The sequence below is a fragment of the Rhodococcus (subgen. Prescottella) equi genome (genome assembly GCF_003013675.1).
Taxonomy (GTDB): domain Bacteria; phylum Actinomycetota; class Actinomycetes; order Mycobacteriales; family Mycobacteriaceae; genus Prescottella; species Prescottella equi.
In genome coordinates, this window is record NZ_CP027793.1 from 1309086 (window position 1) to 1329605 (window position 20520).

Annotated in this window: 17 protein-coding genes; 8 read left to right on the top strand and 9 right to left on the bottom strand. The window is 69.7% G+C overall.

Translation table 11 applies throughout. The annotated features are described in order from the left end of the window. Positions 1 to 18: 18 nt before the first annotated feature. Together C7H75_RS06325 and C7H75_RS06330 are read left to right on the top strand one after the other, a co-directional pair. Positions 19 to 1059 (top strand): LLM class F420-dependent oxidoreductase, encoded by a 1041-nt coding sequence (locus tag C7H75_RS06325; protein WP_013415132.1) that lies wholly within the window; start codon positions 19 to 21, stop codon positions 1057 to 1059. Between the two features lie 140 nt (positions 1060 to 1199). Then, on the top strand, positions 1200 to 2096 hold the full coding sequence (locus C7H75_RS06330; protein WP_013415133.1) for a universal stress protein: 897 nt from the start codon (positions 1200 to 1202) through the stop codon (positions 2094 to 2096). 71 nt (positions 2097 to 2167) lie between these two features. Here C7H75_RS06330 and C7H75_RS06335 read toward each other — a convergent pair whose 3' ends face one another. Then, positions 2168 to 3736, bottom strand: a complete 1569-nt coding sequence (locus tag C7H75_RS06335) for an FUSC family protein (protein ID WP_013415134.1) — start codon at positions 3734 to 3736, stop codon at positions 2168 to 2170. Positions 3737 to 3979: 243 nt separating this feature from the next. On the opposite strand from C7H75_RS06335, the gene C7H75_RS06340 reads away from it, so the two are divergent. Together C7H75_RS06340 and C7H75_RS06345 are read left to right on the top strand one after the other, a co-directional pair. After that, a complete protein-coding gene (locus tag C7H75_RS06340) occupies positions 3980 to 5230 on the top strand; it encodes a hypothetical protein (protein WP_106851109.1) in 1251 nt (416 codons plus the stop codon). Beyond that, complete coding sequence (locus C7H75_RS06345) at positions 5227 to 8100, top strand: FtsW/RodA/SpoVE family cell cycle protein (protein ID WP_106851110.1); 2874 nt, start codon at positions 5227 to 5229, stop codon at positions 8098 to 8100. The genes C7H75_RS06340 and C7H75_RS06345 overlap by 4 nt, the downstream gene beginning before the upstream one ends. Here the strand turns inward: C7H75_RS06345 and C7H75_RS06350 are convergent, their stop codons facing one another. Then, a complete protein-coding gene (locus C7H75_RS06350) occupies positions 8101 to 9090 on the bottom strand; it encodes a rod shape-determining protein (RefSeq protein WP_005514899.1) in 990 nt (329 codons plus the stop codon). A gap of 165 nt (positions 9091 to 9255) precedes the next feature. Next, positions 9256 to 11208 (bottom strand): molecular chaperone HtpG, encoded by a 1953-nt coding sequence (htpG, locus tag C7H75_RS06355; RefSeq protein ID WP_013415137.1) that lies wholly within the window; start codon positions 11206 to 11208, stop codon positions 9256 to 9258. A gap of 159 nt (positions 11209 to 11367) precedes the next feature. On the opposite strand from htpG, the gene C7H75_RS06360 reads away from it, so the two are divergent. Next, positions 11368 to 13692: an ATP-binding protein gene (locus C7H75_RS06360; protein ID WP_233281866.1), complete on the top strand. Its 2325-nt coding sequence runs from the start codon at positions 11368 to 11370 to the stop codon at positions 13690 to 13692. A 5-nt stretch (positions 13693 to 13697) separates the two neighbouring features. Here the strand turns inward: C7H75_RS06360 and C7H75_RS06365 are convergent, their stop codons facing one another. Next, the gene (locus C7H75_RS06365) at positions 13698 to 14336 is read right to left on the bottom strand and encodes a Dabb family protein (RefSeq protein WP_081183185.1); all 639 of its coding nucleotides are present in this window, start codon (positions 14334 to 14336) and stop codon (positions 13698 to 13700) included. Next, positions 14329 to 14685 carry a hypothetical protein gene (locus C7H75_RS06370; RefSeq protein ID WP_064058000.1) on the bottom strand — a complete coding sequence of 119 codons (357 nt, stop codon included), beginning with the start codon at positions 14683 to 14685 and terminating at the stop codon, positions 14329 to 14331. Before C7H75_RS06370 ends, C7H75_RS06365 begins: the two co-directional genes overlap by 8 nt. Positions 14686 to 14836: 151 nt before the next feature. Between C7H75_RS06370 and C7H75_RS06375 the strand changes: the two genes are divergently transcribed. Further along, entirely contained in the window at positions 14837 to 15469 is a 633-nt protein-coding gene (locus C7H75_RS06375) for a response regulator (protein ID WP_022594492.1), read from the top strand. A gap of 68 nt (positions 15470 to 15537) precedes the next feature. On the opposite strand, the gene C7H75_RS06380 is transcribed toward C7H75_RS06375, so the two are convergent. Then, a complete protein-coding gene (locus C7H75_RS06380) occupies positions 15538 to 17223 on the bottom strand; it encodes a sensor histidine kinase (protein ID WP_106851111.1) in 1686 nt (561 codons plus the stop codon). Between the two features lie 193 nt (positions 17224 to 17416). Here C7H75_RS06380 and C7H75_RS06385 point away from each other — a divergent pair, with 193 nt between their 5' ends. Beyond that, a complete protein-coding gene (locus tag C7H75_RS06385) occupies positions 17417 to 18133 on the top strand; it encodes a transglutaminase domain-containing protein (RefSeq protein ID WP_106851112.1) in 717 nt (238 codons plus the stop codon). Between the two features lie 58 nt (positions 18134 to 18191). After that, positions 18192 to 18806 (top strand): TetR/AcrR family transcriptional regulator, encoded by a 615-nt coding sequence (locus C7H75_RS06390; RefSeq protein WP_005514890.1) that lies wholly within the window; start codon positions 18192 to 18194, stop codon positions 18804 to 18806. On the opposite strand, the gene C7H75_RS06395 is transcribed toward C7H75_RS06390, so the two are convergent. From C7H75_RS06395 to C7H75_RS06405, 3 genes are all read right to left on the bottom strand, one after another. Then, the gene (locus C7H75_RS06395; protein WP_022594495.1) at positions 18807 to 19133 is read right to left on the bottom strand and encodes a cupin domain-containing protein; all 327 of its coding nucleotides are present in this window, start codon (positions 19131 to 19133) and stop codon (positions 18807 to 18809) included. Between the two features lie 108 nt (positions 19134 to 19241). Continuing rightward, on the bottom strand, positions 19242 to 19724 hold the full coding sequence (locus tag C7H75_RS06400) for a dihydrofolate reductase (RefSeq protein ID WP_022594497.1): 483 nt from the start codon (positions 19722 to 19724) through the stop codon (positions 19242 to 19244). Continuing rightward, on the bottom strand, positions 19724 to 20482 hold the full coding sequence (locus C7H75_RS06405) for a thymidylate synthase (RefSeq protein ID WP_049799418.1): 759 nt from the start codon (positions 20480 to 20482) through the stop codon (positions 19724 to 19726). Before C7H75_RS06405 ends, C7H75_RS06400 begins: the two co-directional genes overlap by 1 nt. Positions 20483 to 20520: the final 38 nt, after the last annotated feature.

Below are 20520 nucleotides of genomic sequence, written 5' to 3' on the forward strand. Positions count from 1 at the left end.
CGGAATGGGGTCGCCGAAGTGCGCATCGGTATGGGCTTGAACTACAGCGGCGGGTTCGCCGAGACCGTCGAGGAGGTCGCCGACCTCGAACGGGCGGGCCTGGACATCGTCTTCGTCCCCGAGGCGTACTCGTTCGACGCGGTCAGCCAGATCGGCTACCTCGCGGCGAAGACGTCGACGGTGGAGTTGGCGTCGGGCATCTTCCAGATCTACACCCGCACCCCGAGCCTCACCGCGATGACCGCGGCGGGTCTGGACTACGTCTCGAACGGCCGATTCGTGATGGGTATCGGGGCGTCGGGCCCGCAGGTGATCGAGGGCTTCCACGGCGTCAAGTACGACGCGCCGCTCGGCCGCACCCGCGAGCTCGTCGACATCTGCCGTCAGGTGTGGCGGCGGGAGAAGGTCGAGTACCAGGGCAAGTACTACAAGGTGCCGCTGCCCGCCGACCAGGGCACGGGGCTGGGCAAGCCGCTCAAGCTCATCAACCACCCCGTGCGCGACCGGATTCCGATCGTCATCGCCTCGCTCGGACCGAAGAACGTGGCGCTGACGGCGGAGATCGCGGAGGGCTGGGAACCGATCTTCTTCCACCCGGAGAAGGCCGACGCGGTGTGGGGCGACGCGCTCGCGACGGGCAAGGCCAAGCGTGATCCGAGCCTGGGCGACCTGCAGATCTACGCGAGCCCGGCGCTGGCGATCGGCGACGACGTCGAGCCCATGCTGGAGTGGATCAAGCCGAATCTGGCGCTCTACATCGGCGGCATGGGCGCCAAGGGCAAGAACTTCTACAACGACCTCGCGTGCCGCTACGGGTACGAGGAGGAGGCCGAGAAGATCCAGGATCTGTACCTGGCCGGCAAGAAGGCGGAGGCCACCGCCGCCGTGCCCGACGACCTCGTGCGCGCGATCTCCTTGATCGGCACCGAGAGTTTCGTCAAGGAACGGGTCGCGGCCTTCGCGGCCGCCGGCGCCACCACTCTCAACGTGATGCCGCTGGCCGCAGACCGTGCCGGGCGCGTCGCGCTCATCGAGCAGTTGCGCGCGATCGTCGACTGACGGACCCCGGCGAGCCGTGACGTGCCGAGCGTCACGGCTCGCCCGGGACCGAAGGCCCACACGCGGGCCGCCGGAAATCAGGACAATGGGTCTCGACAGGTCCCGGAACACACCGCGGGTGTGAAGGAGAATCAGAATCCATGAGCGCAACAGATGCGATCGTCGTCGCAGTAGACGGTTCCGAAGCGGCATCGAACGCGGTGGTCTGGGCGGCCCGTGCCGCCGCGGCCCATCAGCGTCGCCTGCACATCGTGACCGCCGTGCACATCCCGGCGTTCTACTACTCCGAGCCCTACCTGGCACGCAGCTTCCAGGACGAGCTGCACGACACCGCCCGCGCCCGCCTCGACAGCGCACAGGTCCTCGCCCGGCAGTCGGCCGACGACAACGCGGCGATCGAGATCACGACCGAGGAACTCGAGGGCCGGCCGGCGCCGCTGCTGATCGACCTGTCGAAGCAGGCGTGGATGGTGGTCCTCGGCTCGCACGGCCACGGTGAGATCACCGGGCTGGTCGTCGGTTCGGTGACGGCCGCGGTGGCCGCGCACTCCGAGTGCCCCGTCGCCGTCGTTCGTGGCCGCACGCTCGACGGGCATCCGCCCACCGAGGGTCCGATCGTCGTGGGCGTCGACGGCTCCGAGTCCTGCAAGCCCGCCGTCGCCGCAGCGTTCGAGGAGGCCGCGATGCGCGGCGCCACCCTGGTTGCGGTCAACGTGTGGAGCGATGTCAGCGTGCAGCCGTCGCTCGGCGCGACACCCGACGACCCGCACTGGAGCCGTATCCAGACGGGTGAGGAAGTGGTGCTCGCCGAGCGGCTCGCGGGCTGGCAGGAGCGCTACCCGGATGTGACCGTCGAGCGTGTGGTCGCGCGTGACCGTCCGGTGCGGGTGCTCAGCGAGTACGCCGAGCAGGCGCAGTTGATCGTCGTCGGCACTCGCGGCCGGGGCGGCTTCAAGGGCATGCTGCTGGGTTCGACCAGTCGCGCGATGCTGCACACCGCCGATTGCCCGGTGCTGATCGTGCCATCGGGCACCTAGATCCGAGCTTTTCGCCGGGGCCGTGCGGTTCGCCGCGCGGCCCCGTGAAAATCGTGTGGTCTTCGACCCTCTCAGGCGCGGGCCAGGGCCCGATAGCCCGACTCGTTGAGCGCGTGATGGCGCGCCCACCGCGTCGCTGTCCAGCCGGCGTCGGTGTGGGCCGCGACCAGAGCGGCCGTCGTGGCCGAGTGCAGGTCGAACTCGAGGGCGCGTCGCAGCTCCCGAATCTCGGCGGGGTCGGATGCGGTGTCGACCTGTCCGATCGTCGCGTCGACCCGGGCGTCGGCGTCGTCGAGGATCCGCCGGTACGACGCGGGCAGCACCGCCCACAGCACGACGACGGCGACGACGACACCGATCACCGTCTCGACCAGGCGGTCGCGCGTCACCGCCGTCAGGTCCGCCGGGGACCCGAGCCCGGCGAGCAGCAGCGCGAGGATCGTGATGAACACCATCGCCAGCCCGTAGTTGCGGACCAGGTACGCCTGGATGCCGGCCATCGACGCGGCCAGCACGACGACGAGTGCCGCACCCGTCGGGTCGAGCGGGGTCAGCGCGGCGAGGATCACCAGGCCCAGGACGGTCCCGGCGAACCGGTGCACGGCCCGGTACGTCCCCAGGATCCGGTCCGGGCCCTGATGCAGGATCATGGCCGCGGTGATGACGGCCCAGTCCGGGCGGGCGACGCCGAGGAGCATCGCGGCCGCACCCGCTGTCGGGCAGGCGACGAGCAGTCGCACCACGATGAGCGTCGATCGGCTCCGCAGGTGCGCCGCGCGGCCGAGCCGGAATCGGACCGTCGGCCTCGGAGCGGGAACGCTCCGAGACAGGTCCTCGCCGTCGGCGTCGAGCGTCGAAGTGCTCCCGTGCAACAGGGCGACGCAGCGGTCCTGCGCGGTGAGCAGGTCTCCGGTGAGGGAATGGTCGCGGGCGGCGAGGTCGGCGTCGTGCAGGCACTGCCACGCGGTGTGGACCGCCTTGACCGCGGCGTGCCGTCGCACCGCCGATCCCCGGTCGTGGTCGAGGGCGTCGACCGCCGCGATCGCCGACGCCACCGCCGCGCGCTCGGGGGTCCGTGGCCGCAGCACGCATCCGGACATGGCGACGGCCACCGCGGTGGCCGCCCCGATCGCGGTCCAGCCGACGACGTGACCGACGGGAAGGCCGGCCGCCGGGAGGGCCGACGCGATCTCCACCGCGAGCAGCGGAAGGAAGGCGCCCGGCGCGCCGATGCGCAGCGCGTCGACCACGAAGGCGGCAACGGCCACGAAAACCGACATCGTCAGCACCAGCGCCATGGGCCACCACGCCGACCCATCGGCGGACGCCGCTTCGTGGACCGCGCTGCCGACGACCGCGCCGAGCGTGGCCGCGACCACCATCACTCCGGCCGCGGCCGAGACCGCTCGCCACCGCACCCGATACGGACGGCTCTCCCCGTACACGACCGCGAAGGCGCCGAGAGCGGCCGTCGCGGCCGCCGGACCGTGACCGAGTGCGATGCCGAGCAGGCCGGGCAGGGCGACGGCGACCGCCGCCCGCGCAGTTCCCGGCCAGCGCCGACCGTCCCGCGGCACGCGCACCAGCGCGGGCCAGGGCCGCGCCGGGGTGGGAATCGGGGGAGGGGCTTCGATCGACACGGATCCTTACGTTACGAAACGGTCGGGGGCGCGATCGAATCAGGCGAACCGGGAATGTCGCCTACCGTGCATCCGGGTCTCGTGGCCTTCTCGATTCCTCCCCTCGGCGGAGGGGATCGGAGTTAAATGGATTCGAACAGGCGCAAGGGATTTCGACAGCAGTAGCACGGCCAGCCCAGTCCACCGCCCGCCCGCACCGGTTCGTTGCCGCCCGCGGGAGGCAGATCGTTTCGGGGATGCGCGATGAACGAAGCAGCCTTGGGAGTCCACGCGAGCGGGAGCCGGCCCGCCTTGTCCGGATCGGAGCCGGCCGAGTCGTCCGACGACGACGCGGGCAGTGGCGGTGGCGGCGCCCCCGGTGGCCGTATCACGCTCCCGGCGCTGCTCGCGGTGGCCCGCCTGACGCCGCCGCAGGCCGCGCAACTGGTCGCGGACCTGCTCGAACAGGTCGAACTGACAGCTACGCGTCGGGGCAGGCCGGTAACGCTGCCCCCCGAGGCCGTCACGGTGTCCGACGGTGGACGGCTCACGATCGACGGTGTCGACTCCCGTATCGACGTGGACGACGGCCTCGTCGATCTGATCCGGGGCATCGCAGCCAACTGCCGCGGTTCGGGCTTCGGTGATCTTCTTCGCGAATCAGTCTCGGGCACTGTGGATCCCCAGGAGTCGTCTCATCGGATTCGTCGGGTGATCGATCCCGAACTCGACCCCGACGGGGAGGCCCGGCGGCGGCGCCGGATCGCCGACCTCGTCGAGGCGGCGACCGTCCGGCCCTCGGCGAGCAGCCGGGCGGCCGGGGATTCGCGCGACCCGTCCGCGACCCGGAACGGCCCGGCCGTGGCGACCGGATCGCTGGTGACGGGCACCGGTTGGTATCCGCCGGTGCGGAGTCCCTGGCACAGTCGGCGGCGGCGACCGTCCCGGCGTCAGGGCCTGTACGCCGTGCTCGCGCTCGTCGTTCTCGCCGGGTCGGCCGTCGCGGCTCCCCGCGCCTGGGATCAGTTGAGTCGGGGCTGGGACGCGCTGGTCCATCCGGTGAACACCTCGTCAGCACAGAACCGCATCGAGCCGGTGTCGCCGCCGCCACCCGCACCCGAGGACCCGGCGGCCGCAGGCGGGGTCGCGCCGGCGGCGGTGGACACCGGCGCCCCGGCCGCGTCAGGTCAGATAACCGGGGTCACAGCAAGTTTCGCCGACGGCTCGTGCAGTCCCGGCAAGCCCTGCGCCGTCCGAGTGGACGTGCGACTGGACCCGTCGACGGTGGGCGCGGTCACCTGGAAGCTGAACGTCTACGACCGTTGCACCGGCGAGGTGCGCGAGGGGTCCGACGTCACCATCCCGGCGGAGCCGGCGCGCGACGGCGTCTACGGCCTGAGCCGGGCCACCCTTCCGGACAGTCCGGCGCTCGCCGTCGCGGCGATCACGAGCGTCCCGGCCGTCGCCGCGTCGGAGCCGCTGTACGTACCCGCCGAGAACGCGGTCTGCCGATGAGTGGGGACGGCGGCCGGATTCGGGGACACGATCGGGAGTCCGACCCCTGGATCGTGGCGGCGGCGGTCGTTCTCGCGGTTCTCGGTCTCCTCAACCTGGTTTCCATCGGGTTCACGTCGCAGGCCATCCGCCACGCCTTCTTCACGGTGATCGGACTCGGATTGATGTGGGTCGTCTCCCGCATGCGCGTGAACAATCTGGCCCGGTTCGGATGGGTGACCCTCGCAGTCTCGGTCGTGATGCTGGCGGCGGTGCCGCTCGTCGGCGTCGCGGTGAAGGGCGCGCAGCGCTGGCTGGATTTCGGCCTGTTCACCGTGCAGCCGTCGGAGATCGCCAAGCTCGGTCTGGTGATGGTGTCCGCGACCATCCTGGCCGGTGGCTACACGGTGGGCCGACTGACGGCGGCGTTGGCGATCGCAGGCGGCGTCGTCGCGCTCGTCGCGCTGCAGCCCGACCTGTCGAGTGCCGTGGTACTCGTCGCGATCGCGGTGTTGATGCTGATCCTGGCCCGGGTGCCGGCGGCGCCGCTGATGCCGCTGTTCGCCCTGGGGATCGCCGCGCTACCCATCGCCGTGCTCTTCCTGCGCCCGTACCAGCTCGAACGGATCCAGACGTTCATCTCCAGCGACGCCGATCCGGGCGGGTCGGGCTGGGCGTCGATGCAGGCCGACATCGCGGTCGGCAGCGGCGGCCTGTGGGGCCTGGCGCGCGACCCGGTCTACGACCTGAGGGCGGCATACCTGCCCGAGGCGGAGCACGACCTCGCGTTCGCGAGCGTCGTCTACGGGTGGGGGCTGTTCGCCGGTATCGCCGTCATCGCGGCCAGCCTGGTGATCACGTGGCGGGCCGCGCTCGCCGCGCGCCGCGCCCGGACCCGGGAGGCCGCGCTCATGGCCGCGGGAATCGGCGGACTGTTCGGGATCCACGCGGTGCTGTCCATCGGGGCGAGCCTGTCGGTGCTGCCCCAGACCGGGATGCCGCTCCCGATGTTCAGCTACGGAGGCACCGTCGCGGTCGTCGGATTCGTGGCGATCGGACTGGTGCTCGCGGTGCGCCGCGACGGTGTCGGCCGCCCGCTGTGGGCGCAGCCGTCGACTCGCCGCGGTCGGCCCCGGGGCGTCACGGCCGGCTCGCTCGCGGTCACCGCGCTCCTCGTGGCCATGTCGGTCTTCGCGTGGCAGTTGCAGAGTGGCAGGGGTCCGGAGTTGCGCGCGCTCAGCGACACCCAGATGACCCGGTGCATCCGATTGCCCGCCGAGCGCGGCGAGATCCTCGACCGCAACGGGGTGCCGCTGGCGACCAACGTGCCCGAGTACTCCATATCGGTGGTCAGCCGCATGTTCGACGAGGACGATTCCGGGGAACGCATCATGCTGGCCGGGCTGCTCGGCGAGCCCGACGCCGAGCTGGCGGAAACGTTGAGCGCCCGCGGCGACGGCGAGATGCAGGCCGTCGTCGGCCGGGTGCCCCCGGAGCAGGCGCGGCGGATCATCGACGCGAAGCTGCCCGGGGTGCTCGTCGTGCCCTCCGGGAAGCGGCACTACCCGTACGGACCCTCGCTCGCCTCGGTGCTCGGCTACGTCGGCGTCGGCGATCCGCAGGACATGGAACGTTGGCCGCAGCTGGCCCTCGGGTCGAGGGTGGGCCGGGCGGGCCTCGAGAAGCAGTACGACGCGCTGCTCCGCGGCACCGACGGCAGACAATGTGTGTACGTCGACCCCGCCGGCAACCTGGTGGGCCCCGCCGAGCGGGTCGATCCGGTGCCGGGCCACAACCTGCGACTGCACCTGGACATCGGCCTGCAGACGCTGGCGACGGACGCGTTGGCCCAGGCGGTCCGTAGCAGCGGAGGCGACCTCGGCGCGGCGGTCGTGATGGACGCGCGTACCGGTGGGGTGCTCGCGCTCGCCAGCGTGCCCGGGTACGACAACAACGTCTACGGTCCCCCCGTCGACGCCGTCGCGCTGGCCGCCCAGACCGAGGGGGCGGGGCCCGGCAAGATGCTCAACCACGCCTACCAGACCGCCGCGCCACCCGGCTCCACCTTCAAGATCGTCGTCGCGTCGGCGAACCAGGAGGAGCAGGTCCTGGACCCGGAAGAGGTGATCGAGACCGGTGCCGCCTACAGCTACGGCGGGCACACGTTCGCGAACTGGCAACCGATGGGACCGAACAAACTGTTGGGCGCGATCCAGTGGTCGGACAACGTGTACTTCTACAAGCTCGGGGAACTCCTCGGTCCCGAACGGATGGCGCGGACCGCGTCCGAGCTCGGTGTGGGCAGCCGATCCGGCATCGACCTGCCCGGCGAGTCCGCCGGGTTCCTCGGCACCCCGGAGAACGTCGCCGACATCGGTGGCACGTGGTATCCCGGCTCCACGCTGTTGATGGGTATCGGCCAGGGCACCGTGATCGCGACGCCGGTGCAGGTGGCGCGCTGGACGTCCGGCATCGCGACCGGCGCGCTCGTCACCCCGCAACTCGCCGCCGCCGACGCCACCGGCGACGGCGCCCCGATTCCCACGGGCGAGCCGCAGCGCCTTCCCTTCGCCGACAAGCTCGGTCCTGTCCGCGCCGGAATGCGGGCCTCGGCCACCGCGGGTACCGCGGGCCAGCTGGCCACGCTGCCGGTGACGGCCGGCGCCAAGACCGGTACGGCGGAGGATCCGTCGGCGCCGGGCGGGCTCAACGCCTGGTTCTCCGCGGTGGTGCCCTTCGAATCCCCCGAGATCGTCGTGACCGCGCTGGTTCGCGGCGGCGGGTTCGGTTCCGCCACATCCGGCCCCGTGGTCAAGGCCATCCTCGAGCGCTACCTCGCGGAGCGGCCGGGCCCCCCGCCTGCGGCACCGGCGCCGGAACCCGGCCGGTGATCAGCCGCTGTAGGCGGCAACGACCTCGGGGTGATCGAGGCAGGCGGTGGCGCCCTCGGCGACGCACGTGAGGGGGCGTTCGGCCGTCTTCACCGGCAGGCCGAACGACTCCTCGAACAACTGGGACAGCCCGCGGAGCATCGCGCCACCGCCGATCATCAGAACACCCTCGGACATCACGTCGCTGATCGCTTGCGGGGGAAGATCTTCCAGGCATGCGGTGAGGGTCTGCACGATTCCCGTCGTGGTCGGTCGCAGCGCCTCCACGATCTCCTCGACGTCGAGCGAGATCAGCCGGGCGCGGCCGGTGACGGCGTCCAGTCCCTCCACCACGAGCGATTGTTCGTCGGCGGTGTCGGGGGCGCCCATCTTCGCCCGCTCCGCGGTGAGTTCGCCAACGATGATCTGGTGTTCTTCGCGCAGGTAGTGGTGCAGCGCCTCGGTCAGTTCCTCGCCCGCCAGTTGGCAACTGCGGTGCGAGATCACGCCTCCGAAGCAGATCGCGGTGACTTCCGAGACGCCGCCGCCCACGCTCACGACGAGATGCGCCCGCGGTTCGAGGGGGTTGACGCCGCACCCGAGTGCCCCGGCCACGGGTTCGGGGATCAGCCCGACCTTCCGCAGGCCGGCCTCGTGCCCGACCTCGAGCAGGGCGCGGCGCTCGAGCGGGGTGGCCCCGGCGGGTGCCGAGAAGACGGCCGTCTGCCGTCGGCCGTAACGGCGGTGCGGCGCGACCTGCTCGATGACGGCCGTGACGAAAGCCCGGGCCGACTCCAGGTCCACGATCACGCCGTCGCGCATGGGCCGCACCTGGGAGATCCCTGCCGGGGTGCGGCCGACGAGATTGCGCGCGTCCTGGCCGATCACGAGGGCCCGATGCGGGTCCTTGTTCCGCACCAGCATGAAAGACGGTTCGTTCAGGACGATTCCGCCGTCGAGGGTCCCGACGACAGTGTTGGTAGTTCCGAGATCGATGCCAAGTCCACGCACGTCGGCCTCCCGAAGGGAATCGAACGAGATGGATTAGATGCTACGCACACCACGCAGCTTCATGGCCGGTTTCGCGGGGCAGCGCTCGGTGCGATCGTGCGTCGCGAACGACCGCGCCCGCGGGAGGTGACTCCCGCGGGCGCTGCGTCGAACCTGTGAGCGTGTCTAGAGGGTCCGTGCCAGGCGGTTTGCGAGCATTTTCGCGAAGTGTGCCGGATCCTCCAGCTCGCCGCCCTCCGCGAGAAGAGCGGTGCCGTAGAGCAATTCGGCGGTCTCGGCGAGACTCGGATCGTCACCGCGTTCGGCGTGCGCGGCGCGCAGGCCCTCCACCAACGGGTGGGTCGGGTTGAGTTCGAGGATCCGCTTGAAGTGCGGGACCTCCTGGCCCGATGCCCGGTACATGCGCTCGAGCGACGGCGTCATGCCGAACTCGTCGCCGACGATGCAGGCGGGGGAGTCGGTGAGGCGCGTCGACAGGCGCACCTGCTTGACCTGCTCCTCCAGGGTGGAGGTGAGCCAGGCGAGAACGTCGGCGAACTGCTTGTCCTGTTCCTCACGCTTGGCCTCGGCGTCCTTCTTCTCCTCCTCGGTGTCGAGGTCCACCTCACCCTTCGCGATCGACTGCAGCGGCTTGCCGTCGAACTCGGGGACCGACGTCACCCACATCTCGTCGACCGGGTCGGTGAGGAGCAGCACCTCGAGGCCGCGGGCTCGGAACGCCTCCATGTGCGGCGACGCCTCGAGCTGCTGACGGGACTCGCCGGTGAGGTAGTAGATCTGCTCCTGGCCGTCCTTCATCCGCTCGACGTACTGCGCGAGCGTGGTCTGCTCGTCCTCGCTGTGCGTCGACGGGAACGACGAGATCTCGAGCAGGGTGTCGCGGTTGTCGAAGTCCGAGAGCAGACCCTCCTTGAGGACCCGGCCGAACTGCGACCAGACGGTCCGGTACTTCTCGCGGGTCGCCTCGTCGTCGGACGAGAGCATGTCCTTGATCGTGGTGAGGACCTTCTTGGTGAGCCGGCGCCGGATCGCCCGGATCTGGCGGTCCTGCTGCAGAATCTCGCGAGAGACGTTGAGCGACAGGTCCTGCGCGTCCACCACGCCCTTGACGAAGCGCAGGTACTCGGGCATGAGTTCCTCGCAGTCGTCCATGATGAACACCCGCTTGACGTACAGGTGGATGCCCGCGCGGTGCTCCCGGGAGAAGAGGTCGAACGGGGCGTGCGACGGGATGAACAGCAGCGCCTGGTATTCGAACGTGCCCTCGGCCTTCATCGGGATGACCTCGAGCGGGTCGTCCCACGAGTGGCTGACGTGCTTGTAGAACTCGTTGTACTCGTCGTCGGTGACCTCGCTGCGCGGCCGGGCCCACAGCGCCTTCATGGAGTTGAGAGTTTCGGTCTCGACCACCGTCTTCGGCGCGGCGTCGTCCGCATCGTCGTCACTCTTCGGTGCCGGACGCTCCACCTGCATCCGCACCGGGTACGCGATGAAGTCCGAGTACCGCTTGACGATCTCGCGGAGCTTGCGCTCGGACGCGTAGTCGTACAGGTGATCCTCGACGTCCTCGGGCTTGAGGTGCAGCGTCACCGACGTGCCCTGCGGGGCGTCGTCGACGGTCTCGATCGTGTAGGTGGCGTCGCCGCTCGACTCCCAGCGCGTGCCGTGCTTCTCGCCGGCCTTGCGGGTGAGCAGCGTGACCTTGTCGGCGACCATGAACGTCGAATAGAAGCCGATGCCGAACTGTCCGATCAGCTCCTCCGACGCCGCCGCGTCCTTCGCCTCGCGCAGCTTGCGGCGAAGCTCGGCGGTGCCCGACTTGGCGAGGGTGCCGATCAGGTCGATCACCTCGTCGCGGGACATGCCGATGCCGTTGTCGCGCACCGTCAGGGTGCGCGTGTCGGCGTCCACCTCGAGCTCGATGTGCAGATCCGACGTGTCGGCCTCGAGGTCCTTGTCGCGGTAGGCCTCCAACTTGAGCTTGTCGAGCGCGTCGGACGCGTTCGAGACGAGCTCACGGAGGAAGGTGTCCTTGTTGGAGTACACCGAGTGGATCATCAGATCCAGGATCTGGCGAGTCTCCGTCTGGAACTCGCGCTGTTCGATACCCGTGGTCATTCGTGGTCCCCTTCGACAGCAGAACGTTCGACGCAGATGGTAGCGGCTGGCCGGCCCGCGCACCGTCGCACGAACCGGCTGTTCGCGTGACGCGAACGTTACGCTCGCCTGCTGGTCGGAGTGGCTTTCCGGTGACGCGCGCGGACGTATCTTGGAATCGTGCGCGGTGCGGTGCGGACCGACGCGGGGATCGGCAGGGCGAGTCTTCCCGAGGAGCTGGACAGCTTCGTGGGACGGCAGAACGAGGTGGCCGAGATCCGGCGGCTGCTGTCCGAGTCGCGCCTGGTGACGCTCACCGGACCCGGCGGCGTCGGCAAGACCCGGCTCGCGCTCCGCGTCGCTCGCGAGTCCCGCAAGGTGTTCACCGGTGGAACGTGGTTCGTGGAGTTGGGGGACCTGCGCGATCCCGACCTGCTGTGGCAGACGGTGACGGACGTCCTCGGTCTGCAGGACTGGTCGGCCCGCCCGCCGGAGGCCGTGCTCGTCGAGCACCTGGCGGACGGGCGTGCACTGCTGATCCTCGACAACTGCGAGCACCTGGTCGACGCCGTGGCGAACTTCTCCGACACCCTGCTCCGCGCGTGCCCGGGCCTGTCGATGCTCGCGACCAGCCGCGAGCCGCTCGGTATCGGCGGGGAGGCCGTCGTCCGGGTGCCGCCGCTGACGGTCGCCGCGGGGACCGGTCCGGGCGAGCAGATGTCCGACGCGGTCCTGCTGTTCGAGGAACGGGCGCGTGCCGCAGTGCCCGATTTCCGCGTCACCGACGACAACCGGGCGGTGGTCGAGGAGATCTGTGCGCGGCTCGAGGGCCTGCCACTGCCGATCGAGTTGGCCGCCGCCAGGCTGCGGGCGCTGTCGGTGGAGCAGATCCGCGACCGGCTGAGCGATCGCTTCCGGTTGCTGACGCTCGGTGGCCGCACCAGCCCGGGCCGACAGCAGACGCTGCGGATGAGCATCGACTGGAGCTACGACCTGTGCACCGACTCGGAACGGCGGCTGTGGGCCTGCCTGTCGGTGTTCGCGGGTGGCTTCGATCTCGATACGGCCGAGAGCGTGCTGCACGACGAAGCCGGGCCGGTGGACGTGCTCGACGTGGTGACCGCGCTGGTGGACAAGTCGATACTGGTGCGCGACGAGGCGGACTCGACGGGGGTTCTCGCCCGGTACCGGATGCTCGAGACGATCCGCGAGTACGGGCAGGAGAAGCTGGAGGAGTTCGGCTGGACGGACATCGTGCGCCGTCGGCACCTCGACTGGTTCGAGCGTTTCGTCCTGCGCGCCAAGGACGACTGGATCGGTCCCCGGCAGGTCCAGTGGGCCGCCGCCGTGGACGTCGAGCAGTCGAACATTCGTGAGGCGATCGAATTCGCACTGGGGGAGCGTGATTGGGGTGCCGCGTTGCGGATCACGGCGGCGCTGTACCCGGCGTGGATCGTGCGGGGCCGGTTCAACGAGGGCCGCCTCTGGCTGAGACGGTCGTGGGAGGGGGACGGTGGGCCGATCGACGACCGTATCGAGGCGCTGTGCGTGAATAGCATGCTCGCCGCGCTCCAACAGGACATCGTCGCCGCAACAGTGTTGGCGGACAAGGCCCGTCGGCTGGCCGAGGAAGGTGTCGACGACGTGTCGACCGCACGGGCGGCGGCAGCGGTCGCCTACGCCGCGGTCACCCGGGGCGACCTGGAACCGGCGCAGGCCGACCTGGGGCGGGCGATCGCGGTGTTCCGCGAGCGTGACGATCTCTACGATCTCGTGCCCGCGCTCTACTGGCAGGGGTACGTGATCGACATCCTGGGCGATCCCGACGAGGCGTCCGCGCACTACGACGAGGCGCTCGCCGTCACCGAGGCCCACGGCGAAATCATGTGGCGCGCGATGATCATGTCCGACTACGGGTCGTCGCTGTGGCGGCACGGGCAGCTCGAGCGGGGGAGTGCGATGCTCGTGGAGGCTCTACCCCTCCTGCGTGCGTTGGACAACCAGTTCGGTGGGGCCTGGTGTTTCGAACAGCTGGCTTGGACGGTCGTCGAGCAGGATCCGGAACGGGCCGCGGTGTTCCTCGGCGCCGCCGAGGTGCTCTTCACCGCGACGGGCAGTCCCATCGAGACGTTCCAGCCGTTGGTGGCCTACCACGAGCAGTGCGTGCGTCGAGCCCGTGAGGCGCTCGGCGACAACGCCTTCGACGCTGCTCGTCAGCGCGGCGTGGCGATGAACACCGAGGAGGTCATCGCGTACGCGCTCGGGGAACAGCCGCTGGACGTTGCGGAACCGGCCGCCGACAGCGGGCACAACCTCACCCGCCGCGAGATGCAGGTCGCGGAACTCGTCGCCGAGGGCATGACGAACCGCGCCATCGCCGAGCGCCTCGTCATCGCCCCGCGCACCGTCGAGGGGCACGTCGACCACATCCTCGCCAAGCTCGGGTTCACCTCGCGCACCCAGGTCGCGGCGTGGATGGTCGCGCAGCGCGGGGGAGCCCGCTGACCGTGTCAGCCGACGAGGATCGGCTCCTCGATTCGGCAGAAGCTGTGGCACAGGGCGGTCACGATGCGCTGCCCGCGCTCGGCGTCGAACCAGCGGTCGACGTGCGCCCAGTGATAGGGGTGCGTCATGTACGGGCCGGTCAGTCCGTCCAGGCTCGCGTACTCCTGCTCCCACACGTGCGTCCACCGCGCCGAGCCCGACGCCTCGTGTACCCGGCCGAGTTGCGACGCCCCGATCGAGGGGATGTAGTCCGCCATCGCCGCGGTCTCGGATTCGAACTGCCGTAACACCTTCGGGTCCGTCGACGGATCGACCGCGACCAGCAGTGTCCGGAAGACGGTGGGCGGGGCATCGGACTTCGCGGGTCGCGGTGTCCCGGTGTGGGTCACGGAATCCACGTGCTCGACCGTTGCGGTCCACAAGCGTCGCTCGACGTCGTTCTGAGCTGCCCGCCAATCAGATTCGACGTCGAACCGGAACCGGGCGATGACGTCCCCGGCCGCGATACCGCCCGGCAGCGTGGGCCGGATCAGGGCGCTCCGGGCATGGGGCAAGACGTCGGACGCCACCCCCGACAGCACGGTCTCTCTTTCGGGTTCGTCGACGCCGTCGGCGAACCTGATCAGCTTGGTGACCTCAAACACCGGTCACCGCCGCGAGATCCTCGACCGGACACGACGTGCTGCGGTTTCGGCTGAGCAGCCAGTCGTCCGCTTCGGCCCACCACTGCGCGACGCCGGGGTCGCGTCCCGCCGCCCACCGCTGCTGCCACCACGCGTCGACTCCCGGGACCGTCCACGTGACGGTCACGGTGTTCGACTGGTCGTCGAGCCACACCGGCGGACTGACGAGGGCGCGGTCGAGGGTGAGGCCGCGAGCTTCCGCGCCGGGCGCGTACCGCTCGAGGTAGGCGGAGAGGAATTCGCGGCCCCGTCCAGGCCGGACCACCATCTCGTCGACGATGTAGACGATGGCTTCCGCCGTGTGCGTCATCGGGCTCCTCTCACCACAGCAACTCGACGCCGACGCTAGGTGTGGTGTGTGCGACACCGCCACGGCCGATTCCATGCAGCGGGAGGTCCGGCACCAGGAAAGCGGCCGCGGCGCGGTAGCGTTTTCCGGAACGGACATGGAGGTGACACCGATGACTCGGGTCTTTCTCGTCGACGATCACGAGATCGTGCGACGCGGGCTGGTGGATCTACTCGGCAGCGCGCCCGACCTCACCGTGGTCGGCGAGGCCGCGTCGGTGGGCGAGGCGATGGCCCGGATCCCGTCCAGCGGCGCCGACGTCGCGGTGCTCGACGTCCGGCTCCCCGACGGCAACGGCGTCGAACTGTGCCGTGACCTGCGCACCGTCCTCCCAGACCTCCGCTGCCTGATGCTCACGTCGTTCGCCGACGACGAGGCCCTGTTCGACGCTGTCATGGCTGGCGCGTCCGGGTTCGTGCTCAAGCAGATCCTCGGTACCGACCTGATCTCGGCGGTGCGGACCGTCGGCGCCGGCGGTTCGCTGCTCGACAGTCGCGCCACCGCCGCACTGATGCAGCGCATGCGCTCCGAGCGCACCGCCGACCCGCTCGCCGAACTGTCCGATCAGGAGCGAGCCGTCTTCGACCTCATCGGCCAGGGTCTGACCAACCGTGAGATCGCCGAACGGCTGTTTCTCGCCGAGAAGACGATCAAGAACTACGTCTCGCGACTGCTCGCCAAACTGGGCATGCAGCGACGCACCCAGGCCGCGGTGCTGGCCACGGAGCTGCGGAACAAGCGATAGGCGCCTGCGGCGCCCGTGCGCCTTTTTGGTAGCCGGCCCCACCACAAGTGCGCACGGGCGCGGAGCGCCTAACGCAGCGGCACCCGCCACGTCAGTTCGGTGCCGCAGCTGACACCCGGCAGCAGCGTGAAGGTACCGCCGCACTGCTCAGCGCGTCGGGCCAGGTTGTCGAGGCCGCTGCGTCGCGTGGTCTCGGGCACGCCGACGCCGTCGTCGCAGATCCGGATCGTGAGCCGGTCGGCCGCGTCGATCACGACGTCGATGGTCGTCGCATCGGCGTGCCGCAACGCGTTGCTCAGCCCCTCCCGCAGCACCGCCTCGGCGTGCGGATGGATCCGCGGCGGCACCAAGGTGTCGATCGCGCCGGTGAACTGGACGTTGGGCACCACTTCCGAGCGGGTCGTCAGGTCGCCGATCGCGTCGAGCAGGCGCCGGCGCAGGCTCGTGCTGGGCTGATCCCCCGTCGTCTGCAGGTCGAAGATCGTGGTGCGGATCTCGTGGATCATCCGGTCGAGCTGGGACACCGACTTCGTGATCGTGCCGGCCGTCGCCTCGGGCAGCGGCGCGGTCGTGTCCAGCAGCAGGCTCTGCAGGCTCATCCCGGTCGCGAACAACTGCTGGATGACGTTGTCGTGCAGGTCGCGCGCGATGCGGTCCCGGTCGGCGAGGACATCGAGCTGACGGCGACGTTGCTGCTGATCGGCGAACTCGACGGCCAGGGCCGCCGAATCGGCCATCGACCCCAGCCTCGTGATCTCGTCGGCGGCCCAACTCGCGGTGCCGGCGCGGGTCACCACGAGCATTCCGGCGACCCCCGACGTCGTCGAGAGCGGGAGCGCCGCGATCCGCACCGGTTCGTCGGCACCGAACGGCCCGATCCGGTCGTGCTCGCCGAGCAGCGCCGGGCGGCGGCCGCGGACCACGGACAGCAGGTCGGACCCGGACAGGTCGATGTGGCTGCCGGGGCGGAGACCGCCGTCGGACGACGCCGCCTCGATCGTCGCGTCGTCGTCCTCCTCCACCACGATCACGTAGGCTCCGCTGGCCGAGCACAGGTCGCGGGTGCGGGTGACCAGCAGATCGAGCGCCTCGTCGATGGACCCGCCGGACAGCAGGCGGGCGTTCGCGGACCGGAGCGCCGTCACCCAACGCTCCCGGGTTCGGGACTCCTCGAACAGATGCGCGTTGTCGATCGCGACGCCGGCCGACGTGGCCAGGGCGTCGAGGATCGTCTCGTCCTCGTCGGTGAACTCGGGGCCGGTGCGCTTCTCGGTGAGGTAGATGCTGCCGAAAACCTGGCCGCGCACGATGATCGGCATGCCCAGGAAACTGTCCATCGGGGGGTGGTTCGGCGGGAAGCCGACCGACGCCGGGTGCGCGCCCAGGTGTGAGACACGAACCGGCCGGGGGTGTTCCATCAACAGCCCCAGCAGCCCGTGCCCCTCCGGGAGGTGCCCCATCCGCGCCCGCTGCTCGGTGGTGATGCCCTCGTACACGAACTCCGACAGTCCGCCGTCCGGATCGCGGACACCGAGCGCCCCGTAGCGTGCGTCGAGCAGTGTCGTCGCCGCCTGCACGATGCGTTGCAGGATCGAATCGAGTTCCAGCCCCGCCCCGACGACCAGGACCGCCTCGAGCAGTTCCCGCAGCCGGGCCGGCGTCGCGACGCTCTCCACGAGGCGACTGCGCATGTCGGCGAGCAGTTCCTCCAGGTCGTCGAACTCCCCGAGGTCCCAGCTGCCGCTCTCCACCATGCACGCAGCATAGGCGCCCGAAACTCTCCCGAAAATTTGGTTGTGTCCGGGTGTAACGCGTTGCAGTAGGCGCCCGATGTAGGGAATGAAGTGATCGGGAGCGGGGTCGTGGTGGCCTGCTCCCGCCTTTGACTGTCCGGCGTCGATCCTCGGGGGAGGGGGTCGGCGCCGGACTTCCCTCTAGCATGGCCGCATGAGCTGCTCTCTGATCACGACCTGGCGAAGGCGGGATCTGCGAGCACTCGACGGGAGGGTTACCGGCGGCAGTGTCGCGCGCACCGCGATCCTCGACTGGGATGCGCCGGTGTTCGAGAGCCTCGGCGTTCCCGACGTCGACGGCGCCGGTGTGGAGTATCTGCAACAGGTCCACCGAATGGTTCAGCTGCGCATTCGGCCGGTCTACGCACTCGACGACACGCAGCGGACATCGGTGACGTTGGCAAAGCTCCGTGGATCGTGCAGCCAGCGTCTCGCTGTCGTCGAAGCGCTCGCGCGACGGAACGGAATCCCGACCAGGGTCGAGGGACTCGTCCTCCGCGGGGAGTTCTGGTATCCGCGCTTCCGCTGCCTTCGTCCTGTCGTTCCGGACCGAGTCCTGCTGGCGTGGCCGAGCTTTCTCGTCGACGGCGAATGGGTCGACGCGTCCCGCGCATTCACGTCCGGCTGCGCAACCTCGGCGGCCGACTTCTCTAATCGAGGCGGGGAAACACTTTTCGACGCCGCCGGAAGAAGCGTCATAACCTGGGAAAACACTGCTGCCACGGGGTGCGTCGACCTGTCGCGGTTCGTGATTCGGTCACTCGGCACGTTCGATTCGCGGGACGAGTTGTTCCGCGCGTACGGGCAGACCCTTCCCCGGGCCCTACGCGTGGTGCTGGAACCGGCCTTCGGTCGCTGGGGAGCGTGGTGACGTCGGGCCTGAAGAACTGAACCGGCCGGTAGGTGTCGTTCGCACTACAATCCCGCGAATGAGATCTCGCGCACAAGATCTGAGCCCCGTCGCGATTCGGGAACGGATCCTCGACGCCGCAGAAGCCTGCCTGGTCGAGTCCGGGTACGGCACGCGACTGCACGCGGTGATCTCCGAGCGGGCCGGCCTGTCCCGGCCGACGGTCTACAAGTACGTGGGCGATCAGGCCGAGATCTTCGAGGCGCTGTTCCAGCGGGAGATCACCCGGTTCTTCACGCTGTTGACGCCCGTGCTCCGGGACAGCGAGCGGCTGGATACCGGGCTCACCGACTGCGTCGTCTTCGCTGTCGGCTATGCGCGCCGCCACATGTTGCTCCAGAAGGGACTCCGCGACGACCCGGAGGTCGTGCTGCCATGGTTCACGGTGCGGGCCCGACCGTTCGTCGAGCGCGGCACCGACTACCTCGCCCCCCTGTTCGAACGACTGATGACCGCCGAGCAGCTCGCCACCATCGATCCGCGCGCGGTGTGCGAGTGGGCCTTCCGGTTGGTGACCTCGTTCATCACGACCGGGGGCGTGATCGACACGACGGACGAGACTGCGCTGCGCGCCTTCGTGGCCGGACTGCTGTCGCTCGGCGTGGTCCCCGCACCCGTCGACCAGATGGTGTGACTACTTCGCGACCGTGAGGAGGAACGCGACGTCCTCGAGCGCCTCCACGCTGTGCCGCGTCGGGGGAATGATGAGCAGGTCGCCCGTCGATCCCTTCCACGAGTCCTCGCCGGAGATGAGCGCGAGCTTGCCGCTGAGCACCAGGAGCGTCGCCTCGCCCGGGCTGTCGTGCTCGGCCAGCGACTTCCCGGCGCTCAGCGCGATGACGGTCTGGCGTAGATGCCGCTGGTGACCGCCGTGCACGGTCTGCGAGCTGCGGCCACTCGACGACGTGGCCGCCAGCTTGAGCTGCTGGCGGGCGAGCGCGGTCAGCGAGGTCTTGTCCATCACATGTCACTCCCGGGACGGCAGGGGCGGTGGTTCCCGCAGTATGACCCACCCGGGGGCGAATGGTCCGGACATCGACCTAACGGTTCGGCCACCGTCCCGGTCCGGTCAGCCCCGCACGTATGTCAGGAACCGGTAGCGCAGCCCGGACTTCTCGGAGATGTGCCAGTCGCCCTCGTCCCCGATCACCCACTCGTTCCCGATCGTCGGGGCGAAGGCATCGCCCTCGATGTCGGCGTCGATCTCGGTCACCGACAGCAGGTCCGCGAACGGCATTGCTGCTGTGTAGATCTGGCTGCCGCCCATCACCCAGGCGGTGTCGCCGGCGACCTCGAGCGCCTGTTCGATCCCGTGTGCGGTCCGGGCGCCGTCGGCACTCCATCCGTCCTGGCGGGTGACGACGATGTTGGTGCGGCCGGCCAGCGGACGGAACTTCGGGGGCAGCGATTCCCACGTCAACCGGCCCATCACCACGGGATGACCCATGGTCGTGTCCTTGAAGCGGGCCATGTCCTCCGGGACCCGCCACGGGATCGTGTTGTCGCGTCCGATCACGCCCGACGTCGTCTGGGCCCAGATCAGGCCGATCATCAGACGGCCACCGGTGCCTTGATCGCCGGATGGTGCCGGTAGTCGACGATCTCGACGTCCTCGAAGGTGTAGTCGAAGATCGAGTCGCGCTTGTTCAGCTTCAGCGTCGGATAGGGCAGCGGCTCCCGGGAGAGCTGCTCGGTGACCTGGTCGACGTGGTTGTCGTAGATGTGGCAGTCGCCACCGGTCCAGATGAAGTCGCCCACCTCGAGGTCGGCCTGCTGCGCCACCATGTGGGTGAGCAGCGCGTAGCTCGCGATGTTGAACGGCACACCGAGGAACAGGTCCGCGCTGCGCTGGTACAGCTGGCAGCTGAGCTTGCCGTCGGCGACGTAGAACTGGAAGAACGCGTGGCACGGCTGCAGCGCCATGGCGTCGAGGTCGGCCACGTTCCACGCCGAGACGATGATCCGCCGCGAGTCCGGGTTGGTCTTCAGCGTCTCGATGACCTTGGTGATCTGGTCGATGTGCTCGCCCGACGGCGTCGGCCACGACCGCCACTGCACGCCGTACACCGGGCCCAGCTCGCCGTCCGCGTCCGCCCACTCGTCCCAGATGGTGACGCCGTGCTCCTGCAGCCACTTGACGTTCGACTCGCCGCGCAGGAACCACAGCAGCTCGTAGACGATGGACTTGAGGTGCACCTTCTTGGTGGTGATCAGCGGGAACCCCTCGGCGAGATCCCAGCGCATCTGATGCCCGAAGACGCTGCGCGTCCCGGTTCCGGTGCGGTCCGCCTTGGCAGTTCCGGTGTCCATGACCAGGCGCAGGAGATCTTCGTAGGGGGAGTGCACGG